The organism is Caballeronia sp. Lep1P3, assembly GCF_022879595.1.
In the GTDB taxonomy this organism is placed as follows: domain Bacteria; phylum Pseudomonadota; class Gammaproteobacteria; order Burkholderiales; family Burkholderiaceae; genus Caballeronia.
Window position 1 is genome coordinate 1,244,044 of sequence record NZ_CP084266.1, and the last position, 13,638, is coordinate 1,257,681.

10 protein-coding genes and 1 pseudogene are annotated in these 13,638 nt (G+C 62.2%); 4 read left to right on the top strand and 7 right to left on the bottom strand.

Annotated elements, in window-relative coordinates:
* Window positions 1–77: 77 nt before the first annotated feature.
* Complete coding sequence (rarD, locus tag LDZ27_RS20245) at window positions 78–1,055, bottom strand: EamA family transporter RarD (protein WP_244816637.1); 978 nt, start codon at window positions 1,053–1,055, stop codon at window positions 78–80.
* A gap of 277 nt (window positions 1,056–1,332) precedes the next feature.
* On the opposite strand from rarD, the gene egtD reads away from it, so the two are divergent.
* The 3 genes and pseudogenes from egtD (at window position 1,333) to LDZ27_RS20260 (ending at window position 5,918) form a co-directional block, all read left to right on the top strand.
* Complete coding sequence (egtD, locus tag LDZ27_RS20250; protein ID WP_244816638.1) at window positions 1,333–2,301, top strand: L-histidine N(alpha)-methyltransferase; 969 nt, start codon at window positions 1,333–1,335, stop codon at window positions 2,299–2,301.
* 356 nt (window positions 2,302–2,657) lie between these two features.
* Window positions 2,658–4,040, top strand: a pseudogene (locus tag LDZ27_RS20255) (IS5 family transposase); the annotation flags it as partial.
* Window positions 4,041–4,286: 246 nt separating this feature from the next.
* Entirely contained in the window at window positions 4,287–5,918 is a 1,632-nt protein-coding gene (locus tag LDZ27_RS20260; RefSeq protein WP_244816640.1) for a tetratricopeptide repeat protein, read from the top strand.
* A gap of 125 nt (window positions 5,919–6,043) precedes the next feature.
* Here LDZ27_RS20260 and LDZ27_RS20265 read toward each other — a convergent pair whose 3' ends face one another.
* From LDZ27_RS20265 to LDZ27_RS20285, 5 genes are all read right to left on the bottom strand, one after another.
* The gene (locus LDZ27_RS20265; protein ID WP_244816641.1) at window positions 6,044–6,340 is read right to left on the bottom strand and encodes an acylphosphatase; all 297 of its coding nucleotides are present in this window, start codon (window positions 6,338–6,340) and stop codon (window positions 6,044–6,046) included.
* Window positions 6,341–6,423: 83 nt separating this feature from the next.
* Entirely contained in the window at window positions 6,424–7,563 is a 1,140-nt protein-coding gene (locus LDZ27_RS20270; RefSeq protein ID WP_244816642.1) for a hybrid sensor histidine kinase/response regulator, read from the bottom strand.
* Between the two features lie 20 nt (window positions 7,564–7,583).
* Window positions 7,584–8,204, bottom strand: a complete 621-nt coding sequence (locus LDZ27_RS20275; protein WP_244816643.1) for a chemotaxis protein CheB — start codon at window positions 8,202–8,204, stop codon at window positions 7,584–7,586.
* A 2-nt stretch (window positions 8,205–8,206) separates the two neighbouring features.
* Window positions 8,207–9,043, bottom strand: coding sequence for a protein-glutamate O-methyltransferase CheR (locus tag LDZ27_RS20280; RefSeq protein WP_244816644.1), 837 nt, complete (start codon window positions 9,041–9,043; stop codon window positions 8,207–8,209).
* Window positions 9,044–9,059: 16 nt separating this feature from the next.
* Entirely contained in the window at window positions 9,060–12,242 is a 3,183-nt protein-coding gene (locus tag LDZ27_RS20285; RefSeq protein WP_244816645.1) for a response regulator, read from the bottom strand.
* A gap of 169 nt (window positions 12,243–12,411) precedes the next feature.
* Here LDZ27_RS20285 and hpnA point away from each other — a divergent pair, with 169 nt between their 5' ends.
* Window positions 12,412–13,422, top strand: coding sequence for a hopanoid-associated sugar epimerase (gene hpnA / locus LDZ27_RS20290; protein WP_244816646.1), 1,011 nt, complete (start codon window positions 12,412–12,414; stop codon window positions 13,420–13,422).
* Between the two features lie 31 nt (window positions 13,423–13,453).
* Here the strand turns inward: hpnA and LDZ27_RS20295 are convergent, their stop codons facing one another.
* Window positions 13,454–13,621 (bottom strand): hypothetical protein, encoded by a 168-nt coding sequence (locus tag LDZ27_RS20295; protein ID WP_244816647.1) that lies wholly within the window; start codon window positions 13,619–13,621, stop codon window positions 13,454–13,456.
* Between the last annotated feature and the right edge of the window lie 17 nt (window positions 13,622–13,638).

The window sequence follows — 13,638 nt, forward strand, 5'->3', positions numbered from 1 at the left end:
GGCATCTGAACGATCCGTGTGTTGTGTCGGGCGAGCCTTCGGGCTCGCCTTTTTTCTGCGCAGACGCCATGCAAAGATCAACCGACGCGCTCGATTTCTTCCGCGCCGATCTCATGCTCCACGCTCGCGTGATGCTCGCTGACGGGCAACGTCGCGCGTTGCGCGCGTTCGCGTGATAGCAGGCGCGCGCTATGCACCGCGGTCAGAGCGACCGCAATCCAGATAGGCCCATACGTGCCGAGCTGATTCGCCGAGAAAGGCTCGCCAAGCAACAACACTGCGACGCCGACGAGCAACACCGGCTCGACATATCCAAGAATGCCGAACAGCGCGAGCGGCAAGTAACGGCTTGCGCGCAGATACGAGCCGAGCGCGATGGTGCTCAATGCGCCAAGGCCCGGCAGCAACGCCATCGACAAGAGAGGCGCACCGGCGACGACCCCGAACGAGCCACGCGCGATCAGCACGATCAACCCGACGGGCGCGAGCAGCAACATTTCGACAGCGAACGCCACGAGCGGATCCACATTCAGCCGCCGCCGAGCCACGAAATACGGCGGATAACCGAGCATGACGACGAGCGTCGGCCAGGCGAACGCATGCGTCGCGATCAGTTCATGCGCCACGCCCACGGCCGCCGCGACAACGCCGGCCCATTGCAGACCGTCAAGCCGCTCGCGGTAGTAAAAGCGCCCGAGAAGCACCATCGCGAGGGGAAGAAGAAAATAGCCAAGCGAAACTTGCAGCGCGCGCCCATGCAACGGCGCCCAAAGGAATATCCAGAGTTGCACGCCTAGCAACGCAGCCGTGATTGCAAAGGCCGCGAAGAGGCGCACGCTTTTGGCGATGTTCGCGATGAGCGCGCATAATTGCGGCCAGCGCTTGCGAAGCGCGACGAGCAGCAACGCGCCGGGCAGCGTCCATACCATGCGCCACGCGAAAATGTCGAGACCATCGAGCGGCGCAAGCCATTTCGTATAGCCCGACATGAGCGCGAACAGCATGGATGCTGTGACGGAAAGCGCTATGCCGCGCCCGAGGACGTGCTGGTTCATCAATGGAGGCGCGGCGCGCTAAGTAATTGCATAAGCCGATGAGCAGGAACGCGCATTCTATACGCCGCTAAGCCGCGCGCATCTTTTGCTTGGGCCGTAACGCACGAAGCCGCCTGAACTTGTCTTCCGCAAGCCTGTCTTTAACCGTTCACGACACGAAGTCGAGCGACGCTACGCAGGATTCAACCGCCGCTCACGTCAAAGCATCTGCAGCATCCAAACGCCGGGTTTGGCTCAAGCCAGCACGCGAAGAACACGCCGCATCGATGGAGACGTCATGACTCAACCTGCCTTGTCGCCCCGTTTTTCCAGCGCTTTTTCCGAGGCCGTTCACGCCGGCCTCTCCAAGCAGCCGCAAAAAGAGTTGCCGTCCATGTATTTGTATGACGAAGTCGGCTCCGCGCTCTTCGAGGTCATTACCGCCTTGCCGGAATACGGCGTCACGCGCGCGGAAGAGCGCGTTCTAAAGGCGCATGCGGCGGATATCGTCGCGGCGCTGCCGGACAACGTCAAAGTGGCCGAATTGGGAAGCGGCAGCGGGCGCAAGACACGCCGCATTCTCGAAGCGCTTTGCAAGAAGCAGCCGACCGCGTATTACCCCATCGAGATTTCGCGCACGGCTTTGCAATTGTGCCGTCGCGAACTTGGCGATATCGAGCGCATCTCAATCGTCGGTTATGAGCGCGATTATCTTGCAGGGCTTGCGGAAGTGAGCGCCAGGCGCAGCGAAGGCGAGCGGCTTCTGGTGCTCTTTTTAGGCAGCACGATCGGCAATTTCGCGCGCCTTGCCGCGACTAAATTCCTCTGTTCGATTCGCGACATGCTCGAACCCGGCGACGCGCTTCTGCTCGGCACCGATCTTATCAAGCCGCTGCCGACGCTGATCGCCGCTTATGACGATCCCATCGGCGTGACGGCGGCCTTCAATCTGAATCTGCTTGCGCGCATCAACCGTGAACTGCGTGGGGACTTTCCGCTCGATGCGTTCCAACACGTCGCGCGCTTCAATCCAGATGCGCGCAGCATCGAAATGCATTTGCGCGTCAAGCGCGCGCTAACGGTGCACGTGCAGGACGCTAACCTGCGCGTGGATTTTCGCGAAGGCGAAACGATCTGGACCGAAAGCAGCCACAAATACGCAGCGGAAGAAGTCGCGCCGATTGCGGAAGATGCAGGCTTCGAATGCACGCATCAATGGCGCGATGACGAATGGCAGTTCGCTGAAAGTCTGCTTGTCGCGCGTTAATGATTAGTGTTGCTCGAAGCAGTTCGCATCGCTTCTCGACGTGCCGCTCTGCGCTAAAAAATAAATATTCGCGTGGGGCGGTGCACTCCGAAGACATCCAAGTCGCCTTGCCGTTTTGAATCCCGCCGTCGCGCGACAATCGTTGACAATACATTAGATAGGATGACCTTATCATCCACTAGTGCGATTCACTAATATTGAACGGCCGGCGCATCTTGCTGACACGGCCGTTATTCAGTCGGTCTTGCAGAATGCCGTGAAGCCAGGCGCTGCGTGGTAATAGGTGCAAACAGAGGGTTGCGGAACTCCCAGTTCCAATATGGAATTGGCCTATGTTCTGGGAGTGAGAAGCGCCGATGAGCACACCGGATTTCTTCCGCAGCCGCCTGGATGCAATGATCGATTTGCGGCACCCGCTGGCCGTACTGGCTAACCGAATGCCCTGGACGTCGATAGAAGCGACGTTGACACCGATCTTCGAGCGGCGTGCTCGCGAAGGCCGGCTGAGCGCAGAGGTTGATCTGTTCGGCACGGCGCCCAAGCTGGCGGGCGCGGGCCATAGCGCTGCCGGACGTCCGCGCCTGTCGACCCGGCTGATGGTCGGACTGCTCTACCTGAAGCACGCATACAACGAAAGTGATGAGTCGGTTTGCGAGCGCTGGGCACAAGACGTGTACTTCCAGTACTTCTGCGGCGAGGACTATTTCCAGCCGCGCCTGCCATGCGATCCGACCAACCTCGTGCGCTTTCGGCAGGCGCTGGGCGAAGCCGGCGTCGAGGAGATGCTCGCGACAACAATTGCGGCGGCCGTGCAAATGAAAGCCGTAAGGCCGGCCGAGTTCGAGCGCGTGATTGTCGATACGACGGTCCAGGAGAAAGCAATTGCCTACCCGACTGACAGCCGCTTGCTGGAGGTTGCACGAGGAAAACTCGCAAGGCTCGCCCAACGCGCCGGACTGACGCTCAAGCAGACCTACCAGCGCGAGGGGAAACAGTTGCGTCGCCGGGCAGGCGGCTATGCGCATGCCAAACAGTTCAAGCGTCTGCGCCGGGTGCTCAAGCGTCAGCGCACGATACTCGGACGATTGCTGCGTGACATCGAACGCAAATTATCGGGTGCATCCGCTGAGCAACAGGCATCCTTGCGAATCTGGCTGGAGCGCGCCTGGCGTATCTGCCGTCAGCGTGCGAAGGACAAGCACAAACTCTACGCGCTTCACGCGCCAGAAGTGGAATGCATATCCAAAGGCAAGGCCCGCCAGCCCTACGAATTCGGTGTCAAAGTCAGTCTCGCGATCACGGAGAAGCAGGGTCTGATCGTCGGTGCGCGCTCGTTTGCAGGCAACCCTTACGACGGGCACACGCTGGCCGCGCAACTTGAACAAACGAACATCTTGCTGCAGGATTTGCCGGGCACGCCGACGCCGAAGATCGTGCTGGCCGACCTCGGATTTCGCGGTGTGGATGCCGATGTTGCGCCGGTGCAGCTGATTCATCGAGGTAAACACAAGGCGCTAAGCAGTACGCAGCGAAAGTGGTTAAAGCGCCGCCAAGCGATCGAGCCGATCATCGGGCACGTAAAACAGGAGCACGGCATGCGGCGTTGCTGGCTAAAAGGGCAAATCGGCGACGCGTTACACGCAGTGTTGTGCGCGGCGGGCTACAACTTGCGCTGGCTGTTGCGCGCCATCGTCCGCCTGGGGCTTGCGCCCATATTTTTTGTTCTTGCGTGGCTGCGCTGCTGGTTCAAAGACTCGCCCGAAGCCTTGTTCGCGCCCCGCGCGACCGTCCGAGATGGAAAGGTGGGACTGCGCCCCGATCGACCACTCGGGAGCACGCGCGAGCGAGATCGAATTTTGCAGGTGAGACTATTCAAGTACTGACCCGTTCGTTCAACGAAAAGCCGCCTCGTCTGGCGGAGCAGTGCAGTGCAGTGGCGACACCACTGCACGACGAAAATCCATTGTTCATAATCAATGCCTCAAATGCCGAGTATCGACAGCGTCGAAATTGCGTTAAGAGCGACGCTGCGCCAGCATCCAGATTCCGCTGCCGCTCATAACAATCTGGGCGTCTTCTTAAGGCAGTCCGGCAGGTTTGAGGAAGCAGAATCGCTATTGCGAAATGCGGTACGCCTCGCGCCCGGTTCCGCAGATGTGCTCTTCAATCTTGCACTCGTGCTGATCGACCTAAGGCGCAATGCCGCAGCGATATCGTGCATCCAGAGCTTTTTGACTTTCCGGCCGGAACATGCGGATGCTTATCACCTCCTCGGCATGTTACACAAAGCAGAAGGACACTGGCTCGAGAGCGAAAAGGCTTTAGAGAACGCTACGCGCTATCAGCCCGATTCGGCGCTAAAGTGCTATGCGCTTGGCGACGTTTTGCGGCTTCAAGGGCGTCTGCGCGAAGCAGAGGTGGTGCTCCGCAAGGCTATTTCATTAGATTCGAAGCTGTACCGATCCCACCAGGCGCTCGGGCTCGTACTGGCGGCTTCCAATCGAATGGACGAGGCTGAGGCGCTTGTGCGCAGAGCACTGGAATATAAGCCGGGGAACCCGCCAGCGCAGTTGTTGCTCGCACTGATCTTGCTGAAACAGGGGCGTTATCAGGAAGGTTGGCGATTTTATGAGTCGCGCTATATCGAATCAAACGAATGGGACATTGAAAACTTCGAGTTTCCTTACGCGGCGCCACGCAATATTCCCATACCCAAATGGAACGGCGAATCACTCGCGAACAAGTCACTGGTTATTGCACCCGAGCAGGGACTGGGCGACGCTATCCAGTTCGTGCGCTTTATGCCGCGTCTGAAGTCGTTGGGAGTATCGCGGCTCGCGGTCGTATGCGACAGTGCGCTCGTCCGGCTTTTTCAGACGGTCGACGGTATTGACGAGGTCATCGACGCGAGGGAACCGTCCAGGGCGATCGGATACGACGTCTGGTGTTACATGATGAGCGTTCCCTATCACCTCGGCATCACGCTTGCGAATATTCCGTCAGCGGTTCCGTACTTACGCTTGCCGGCATCGCTAACCGAGCAATGGAACGCCACGTTAAGCCGGCAGACTCTCGACGGGCGAATGAAGGTCGGGATTGTTTGGGCGGGCGCCGAGAATCTCGGAAATGTGAGGCCAGGTCGGGTGCCGACGGGCGGCAACCATCAGAGGTCGATGCGTCTGCATGATTTGATCGACGTGTTGAAGGTTTCAGGCGTCGTTTTCGTCAGCCTGCAAATGGGGGCGCCGCGCCAGCAACTGCAAGACATCCCGCCCGAACTTCGTCCGATGGATATGATGGACAGTGTCAGAGACTTCGCCGACACCGCTGCAATCGTCCAGAAACTGAACATGGTCATTACCGTAGATACATCTGTGGCGCACGTTGCAGGAGCGCTCGGCAAGCCAGTCTGGATACTCTCGCGGTTCGACAGTGACTGGCGCTGGCTGATGAATCGCGAGGATTCACCGTGGTATCCGTCGGCGCGCGTTTTCAGGCAGACCCGCCCCGACGACTGGAGCGATGTCGTTCAGCGCACAGTGCGCGCGCTCAGTGACGTTGCTTCTGACGCTCGTTGTTTGCGCGAGGGTGCAATGAGCGGCCTCAATGAGCAATAGGTTCGATACGCCTGCGGGCGTGTGCGTCGGAGCGCGTCCGGGCAACTGCGGCGCTGCGTTAATTCGTCGATATCAAGCAAGCTATGCCGACCTTCGCACGGCAATTCCATAGCAAAACCCAACACTCAATGTTGCTCGAAGCGTTCATACCGCTTCTCAACATGCCGCTCTTCACTAAAAAAATCCGTCACACGCGCGTGCGGCGGCCCACGCCGGAGCCACTCGAGCATGAGATCGACCTGATTCGCCGCGCCTTGTATGACGGCTTCGACCGAGCCGTCGTCGAGGTTCGCGACCCAGCCGCGCACGCCTAGCGCATGCGCGCGCCTCACCGTGTGATGGCGAAAGCCCACGCCCTGCACCACGCCTTTCACACGCACATAGTAGGTTTCGATTCTCTTATCCAGATCCGGGCCGGACATCGTGCATTTCCTCTCAGGGGGTTCATACGCCGCATTGTAGTCACGCAGGCGAATGCGCGTATGGCCCGTACTCGTGCTTAAGCTCAACTGAGACGGAACGGCTGCGCCATGTCCGCGCGATCGCCCGTATGCGGACGCGCCACGCGCGGCAGCGTCACTTCGAACGCAGTACCGGCCTCGGCGGACGAACGCACCTTCACTTCGCCGCCATGCATTTCCGCGATCTCGCGCGTGATGTAAAGCCCAAGTCCGAGCCCGCTCGATTCATGCTGACGCCGCCCCGATCGATACGGCGCGAAGATATTCGGCAGCACTTCGGCCGGAATCTCGCCGGCGTTCTGCACGACGATGCTCACATCCTTCGCATTGCCTTCGAGCCGGACCTGTATCGCGGAGCCTTCGAGTCCGTGTTGCAGCGCATTGCCGATCAGATTCGAAAACACTTGCGAAAGCAGATCGCCGTCGCCTTGCAGCAGCGTGTCGCCCTGACGCAGCACGAAAATGCGGCCCTTGCCGACGCGCGCCTCGTATTCCTCGACGATGTTCTTCGCGAGCGTCGCCAGTTCCACCGCGCGCGGCTGCAACGTCACGCGCCCGCCGCGTAGACGCGCGAGGTTCAGCAACTGGTCGACCATGCGGACCATGCGCATGCCGCTCGACTTGATGCGCGTGCCGATGTTGGCCACGTTCTCGTCCTTCACGAAGCGCGCGAGATATTCCGCCGACGCGATCACGGCGGAAAGCGGCGTGCGCAAGTCGTGACCGAGCACGGCCATCAGCATTTCGTTTGCGTCGAGCAGTTGCTGCACGGTCGCGAGTTGCGCGGCAAGCTGCTGCTTTTGCCGTTCCATCTGAATGAAGACATCCACCTTCGAATTCAGGATGCGCGAGTCGAACGGCTTGTACAGGAAGTCGACGGCGCCCGCTTCGTAACCGCGAAACGTGCGGTTCGTGTCCTGCGCGGTCGCGGTGAGAAAGATGATCGGCACGTGCGCGGTGCGCGGGCTGCCGCGCATGAGTTCGGCCAGCTCGAAGCCATCCATGCCGGGCATGTTGACGTCGAGGATCGCGAGCGCGACTTCGTGCTTGAGCAGAAGCTCGAGCGCGGCCGGACCCGATTCCGCCTTGAGCACCGAGAGATCCGGCCGCGCGAGCGATGCTTCGAGCGCGGTAATGTTGTTGCGGATGTCGTCGACGATCAGCACATGAATGGGTTGCGTCATCTGGTGACTCCTTGCCTTCGTTATTGCCTGCCGGACGTCTTCCGGCCAATGCGCGTAGCGAGCCGCATCGCCATGTCGTCGACCGTGAGAATGTCCCGCACCGCGCCTTCCGCGATGGCCGCAACCGGCATCGCGGGCGCGGGCGCCGTCTTCGGGTCCTGCGCCCAGCACATGCCGCCTGCGTCGAAGATCGCGCGTGCGCCGCGCGCGCCGTCGTCGTTCGCGCCCGACAGCACGATGCCGAGCAGCCGCTCGCCATACGCATGCGCCGCCGTTTCGAACAGCACGTCCACCGAAGGACGCGAGAAGCGCACCGGCGGATCCACCGACAGCGCGATCCCGGGCGGCTCGCCGCCTTCCGCCTCGACCATCATGTGATAGCCGGGCGGCGCGAAATACACGGTGCCGGGCGCGATCTCGTCCTTGTCGAACGGTTCCTGAACGCGCATTTTGCAGCGCTCGGCGAAGAGTCCCGGCAACAGGCTCGGCTGCCCCTGCCGCACATGCACGACGACGAGCACCGGCAATGCGAACTCGCGCGGCAATGCGGGCAGCAGCAGATTGAGGGCTTCGACGCCGCCCGCCGACGCGCCGATCACAATGGCGTCGAACGCATCCGGGGCGCGTTGCGCGGTACTCATTGCTATACCTTCTGATAAAGCCGTTCGCGCGTATTGAAGTCCGCGAAACGGTCCGCGTGTTTCGAAAAGCGCAGGCTTTCCTTGCTGCCGAGTCCGAGAAAGCCGCGCCGCACGAGCGAATCGCTGAAGAGACCGAGCGCGCGATCCTGCAACGCGCGATCGAAATAGATCAGCACATTGCGGCACGAAACGAGATGCGCTTCGAGAAACACGCTGTCGGTGGCGAGACTATGGTCCGCGAACACGACGCGCGACTTCAGTTCGTTGGAGAACTTCGCCGCGCCATACGCCGCATGATAGTAGTCCGACAGCGAACGCTTGCCGCCGGCCGCGAGATAGTTCTGGCTGAAGCTCGCCATGCGCTCGAGCGGATAGATGCCGCTTTCGGCCTGTCTCAATGCTTCGGCGTTGATGTCGGTTGCATAGAACACCGTGCGCTCGGAAAGGCCCTCCTCCGCGAACAGCACCGCGAGCGACCACAGTTCCTCGCCGCTGCTGCATCCCGCGACCCACACTTTGATCGACGGATACGTCTGCAGGATCGGCACCACCTGTTCGCGGATCGCGCGGAAGTACGTCGGATCGCGGAACATCTCGCTCACCTGCACCGTGAGGTACTGGAAGAGACGCCCGAAGAGCGCCGGCTCGCGAAGAATGCGCTCCTGAAGCTGCGAAAGCGTCGTGCATTCGAGATCGTGCACCGCCTGCGCGAGCCTGCGCCGCAGCGAACTCACCGAGTAATGCCGGAAGTCGTGCTGATACTTGAGATAGATGGCTTCGAGAATCAGCTTCAGTTCAATGTCGAACGTCGCGTCGTGCTCGTGCTTGCTGTCGTTCATCAGGTCCAGTGTGGGTTCAGCGCTGCCGCAGCCAGACGCGGCACAGCGACACGAGCTTATCGACGTCGATGGGCTTGGATATGTAGTCGTCCGCACCCGCCTCGAGACATTTTTCGCGATCGCTCTGCATCGCCTTCGCCGTAAGCGCGATGATCGGCAGTCGCGCATGCTCGGGCCGCTTGCGGATTTCGGTCATGGCCGTGAGGCCGTCCATCTCGGGCATCATCACGTCCATCAGAACAAGGTCGATGTTGTCGTGACGCGCGAGCGCCTCGAGCGCCTCGCGGCCGTTTCGCGCAATTTCGAGCGTCGCGCCGAGCGGCTCGATCACGCGCGAGAGCGCGAAGATGTTGCGCACGTCGTCTTCCGCGAGAAGGATCGTGCGGCCTTCGAACACGTCGTCACGCTGACGCGCCGCGCGCAGCATGCGCTGCTGTTCGGGCGGCAACGCGCTTTCGACGCTGTGCAAAAAGAGCGTCACTTCGTCGAGCAGGCGTTCCGGCGACTTCGCTCCCTTGATGATGATGGATTTCGAGTAACGGCGCAGGCGCTGCTCTTCCTCCTGCGAAATCTGCCGCCCCGTATAGACGATGACGGGCGGCGACGCGAACTCGCTGCTCGTCGAGACTTTTTCGAGCAGTTCGTAGCCCGAGCCGTCCGGCAGCGCGAGATCCATCACGACGCAATCGAACGGCGCGCGCTTCATCTGATCGAGCGCCTGCGCAATCGATCCCGCCTCGACGATGCCGACCGTGTCGCTTGCGAGCAGCGCGTGGATGCTCTGGCGCAGCGCGGGATCGTCCTCGACCACGAGCACGCGCCGCATGCCCTGCGACGAACGCGCTTCGAGCTTGCGGATGGCCTGCGCCAGTTCGTCGCGCGCGCTCGGCTTGAGCGTGTAGCCGATTGCGCCGAGATGCAGCGCGACGTCCGCGTGATCGGTCGCGGAGACGATGTGGATCGGAATGTGGCGCGTGAGCGGATCGTGCTTGAGCCATTCGAGCACCGTAAGGCCGGACTGATCCGGCAGGCCGATGTCGAGCAGGATGCCGTTCGGCTGCATCGAGCGCGCAAGCTCGACGCCTTGCGTCGCGGTCGCCGCGTGCACGCAGTCGAAGTCGAGTTCGTGCGCGAGGTCGTAGAGAATGCCCGCGAAGCGCCGGTCGTCCTCGATCACGAGAATCACGCGATCCGGCCGCTGGCGATGCGCGCGGTCATCGGCGATGCCTTGCGGCTCGGGCATCGCGGCAAGCGGCTGCGCGGGCGGCGGAGGCGGCGCGGGCCTGCGCGCCGATGCCGATGCCGATGCCGATGCCGATGCCGGCGCGGCGGCCGGCGGCGGCTCGACGGCGGCCGGCTCCGGCTCGCTCATGTGGCCGATGGTGTCGAGCTTCGCGGTCACGGTGCCTTCGCGCGCGGCAATCGGCAGCGTCACCGAGAACACGCTGCCCTCGCCCACTTCGCTCGATACGTGCACCGAGCCGCCGAGCAGACGCGAGAACTCGCGCGAGATCGAAAGGCCGAGGCCGCTGCCGCCATATCGGCGGCTCGTCGTGCCGTCCGCCTGCTGGAACGCCTGGAAGATGAGGTCCTGCTTGTCGCGCGGAATGCCGATGCCCGTATCGCGCACTTCGAAGCGCACCGCGTTGTCGCCCGCGCGCAGCACGGCGACCGTCACGCTGCCCCGCTCGGTGAACTTGAACGCGTTCGAAAGCAGATTGCGCAGCACTTGAAGGAGCCGCTGACTGTCCGTGACGAAATACTGCGGCACGCCCTCGCCCACTTCGGTGACGAATGACAGTCCCTTGTTCTCCGCGACCGGCGCGAACGACTGCCTGAGCGCCTGCAACAGCGACTCGACCGCGGCGGGCGCGAACTGCACGTCCATCTGACCGGCTTCGACCTTCGACAAGTCGAGGATGTCGTTGATGAGCGAAAGCAGGTCGCTGTTCGACGAATGAATCGTCGCGGCATAGCGCACCTGCTCGTCCGTGAGATTGCCCTGCTTGTTGTCCTGCAGCAGCTTCGCGAGGATCAGCGAGCTATTGAGCGGCGTGCGCAGTTCATGCGACATGTTCGCGAGGAACTCGGACTTGTACTGGCTCGCGCGCTCCATTTCGAGCGCATTGGCGGTCAGTTCCTGCTGCGCCTGCAGCAGTTCGGTCTTCTGGCGCTCGAGATGCTGCGCGTGCTCCTCGAGCTGCACGTTGGTCTCTTCGAGTTCCGCCTGCTGCTGTTCGAGCCGCGCCTGCGAATCCTGCAGCGCGCGGCCGCGTTCTTCGAGTTCTTCGTTCGAGACGCGCAGTTCTTCCTGCTGCACCTGCAATTCTTCGCTCTGACGCTGGGTTTCTTCGAGCAGTTCGACGAGCCGCGTGCGATAGCGCGCCGAGCGCAGCGCCATGCCCATCGCCTCGGACGCCATTTCGAGCAGCACGCGGCCATCGTCGAAACGGCCTTCCTTGCCGACAAAGCCCAGTTCGATCACGCCCGTCACGTCGCCGTCGGCGAAAAGCGGCGCGACGACGACACGCGACGACGCCGCCGAGCCGAGCGCCGACCCCGCCTTGAGATAATGCGCGGACGCATCGCGCAGTTCGAGCACGCGCTTTTCCTCGACCGCCTGACCGGCCAGCCCCGCGCCGCGCGCGATCCGGCGCGGCGCGCCGTCCTCGTCCGGCAGCGCCCAGCCCGCGACACGTTCGAGCGCGTCGCCGTCGAGCGCATAGACGACGCCCACCTTCGCATTCACATACGGAATCAGCGAACGCAGGATGCTGACGCCGATCGAAGTGGGAGACTGCTCGCCGCGCAGTTGCAGTCCCATTTGCGCGATGCCTTCCTGCAGCCACGCCGTGCGTTGTACGGCCAGCCGCGATTTGATATATAGATGCGCCACCACGGACAGCACGATCAGCACGAAAATGCCCATCGCGCGATTGATCTGCAGGACTTCGTGGCTCGCGGACGCGTCGCCCGTGGCGAGCGCATAGCCGAGAATCATCAGCACCGACGACGCGCCCGCCGTGACCATCGGCACCGCGGGACGATCCACCCACATGGAGAGCACGACGGGCAGCACGTAGAACACCCAGATCGCGACGCGCATCGGCGTGAGCAGATCGATGGCGAACACGACCGCAAGGGAGATCGCGATGGCGATGTAAATCCAGAGAGCGTGGTTGCGAGTGTCTTGAGGCATCGTCGAGGCGAGGAATTCGGTTTGCGGGCCGCGCGCCCGCAGCAGGCACGGACCATAGCACGAGCCGCAAGCCCTTGTCACATCGGGCTTTGCGGGCGATTGCAGCGGCCGTTTGCGCGCGGAACTAGTTACGAACGGTCGCGCGGAAGCGGTTTTTCACGAGGTAATAATGACTGACTTTTCCGGCTCCCGCGTGCTCGTCACCGGCGCCTCGGGTTTCGTCGGGTCCGCGGTTGCGCGGCTCGCCATCGAACGCGGTTTCGACGTGCGCGTGCTCGTGCGCGCGACGAGTCCGCGCAAGAACGTGGAGTCGCTCGATGCCGAAATCGTCGTCGGCGACATGCGCGACGAAGCGTCGATGCGCGCCGCGCTGAAGGGCGTGCGCTTTCTCTTTCACGTCGCCGCCGACTATCGCATCTGGGCGCCCGATCCGGGCGAGATCGAACGCGCGAATCTGCAGGGCACGGAAGCGACCATGCGCGCGGCGCTCGCGGAAGGCGTCGAGCGCATCGTCTATACGAGCAGCGTCGCGACGCTCAAGGTGAACAGTTCCGGCGCGATCGCCGACGAAACAAAGCCGTCCGACGCCGCGAGCACGATCGGCGCGTACAAGCGCAGCAAGGTGCTCGCCGAGCGCGCGGTGGAACGCATGGTCGCGAACGACGCGCTGCCGGCGGTGATCGTCAATCCGTCGACGCCGATCGGTCCGCGCGACGTGCGCCCGACGCCGACCGGGCGCATCATCGTGGAGGCGGCGACAGGCAAGATTCCCGCTTTCGTCGATACGGGCCTGAACCTCGTCCACGTGGACGATGTCGCGAACGGCCACTTTCTCGCGCTGGAGCGCGGCGAAATCGGCGAGCGCTACATTCTGGGCGGCGAGAATCTGCCCTTGCAGCAGATGCTTGCGGACATCGCCGGGCTCGTGGGCCGTAAACCGCCGACGATCACGCTGCCGCGCGGCCCGCTGTATCCGCTCGCGATCGGCGCGGAAATGTACGCCAAGGTGAGCGGCAAGGAACCGTTCGTCACCGTCGACGGCCTGCGCATGTCGAAGAACAAGATGTATTTCACGTCGGCGCGCGCGGAGCGCGAACTGGGTTATCGCGCGCGGCCGTACCGCGAAGGATTGCGCGATGCGCTCGACTGGTTCCGGGAGAACGGCTATCTCGCCCGCTGACACCTAAGTCTTCTATAAGACCTAAAAAATATTAAGTACCTGATATTGCAGAAAAAAGCGTCGTTTTCTCGCCGGCGGCGAGCGCGCTTTCGCACGCGCCGCGCCCGAAATCAGGCAAAATAGCGGATTGATGCCGGAAGGCGCGAGCAACCATGTTGCGTGTCCACAGCAGCCGGCGGTCTTTTCTGGTTTTTTTCAACCCGTTTCTGGATGTCG

What these genes read in the sequence shown, in the direction of transcription:
- LDZ27_RS20280 (WP_244816644.1), bottom strand. Translation starts at nt 9,043, where the DNA reads ATGAACGACAGCAAGCACGAGCACGACGCGACGTTCGACATTGAACTG.
- rarD (WP_244816637.1), bottom strand. Translation starts at nt 1,055, where the DNA reads ATGAACCAGCACGTCCTCGGGCGCGGCATAGCGCTTTCCGTCACAGCA.
- LDZ27_RS20265 (WP_244816641.1), bottom strand. Translation starts at nt 6,340, where the DNA reads ATGTCCGGCCCGGATCTGGATAAGAGAATCGAAACCTACTATGTGCGT.
- LDZ27_RS20285 (WP_244816645.1), bottom strand. Translation starts at nt 12,242, where the DNA reads ATGCCTCAAGACACTCGCAACCACGCTCTCTGGATTTACATCGCCATC.
- LDZ27_RS20260 (WP_244816640.1), top strand. Translation starts at nt 4,287, where the DNA reads ATGCCGAGTATCGACAGCGTCGAAATTGCGTTAAGAGCGACGCTGCGC.
- LDZ27_RS20275 (WP_244816643.1), bottom strand. Translation starts at nt 8,204, where the DNA reads ATGAGTACCGCGCAACGCGCCCCGGATGCGTTCGACGCCATTGTGATC.
- hpnA (WP_244816646.1), top strand. Translation starts at nt 12,412, where the DNA reads ATGACTGACTTTTCCGGCTCCCGCGTGCTCGTCACCGGCGCCTCGGGT.
- egtD (WP_244816638.1), top strand. Translation starts at nt 1,333, where the DNA reads ATGACTCAACCTGCCTTGTCGCCCCGTTTTTCCAGCGCTTTTTCCGAG.
- LDZ27_RS20270 (WP_244816642.1), bottom strand. Translation starts at nt 7,563, where the DNA reads ATGACGCAACCCATTCATGTGCTGATCGTCGACGACATCCGCAACAAC.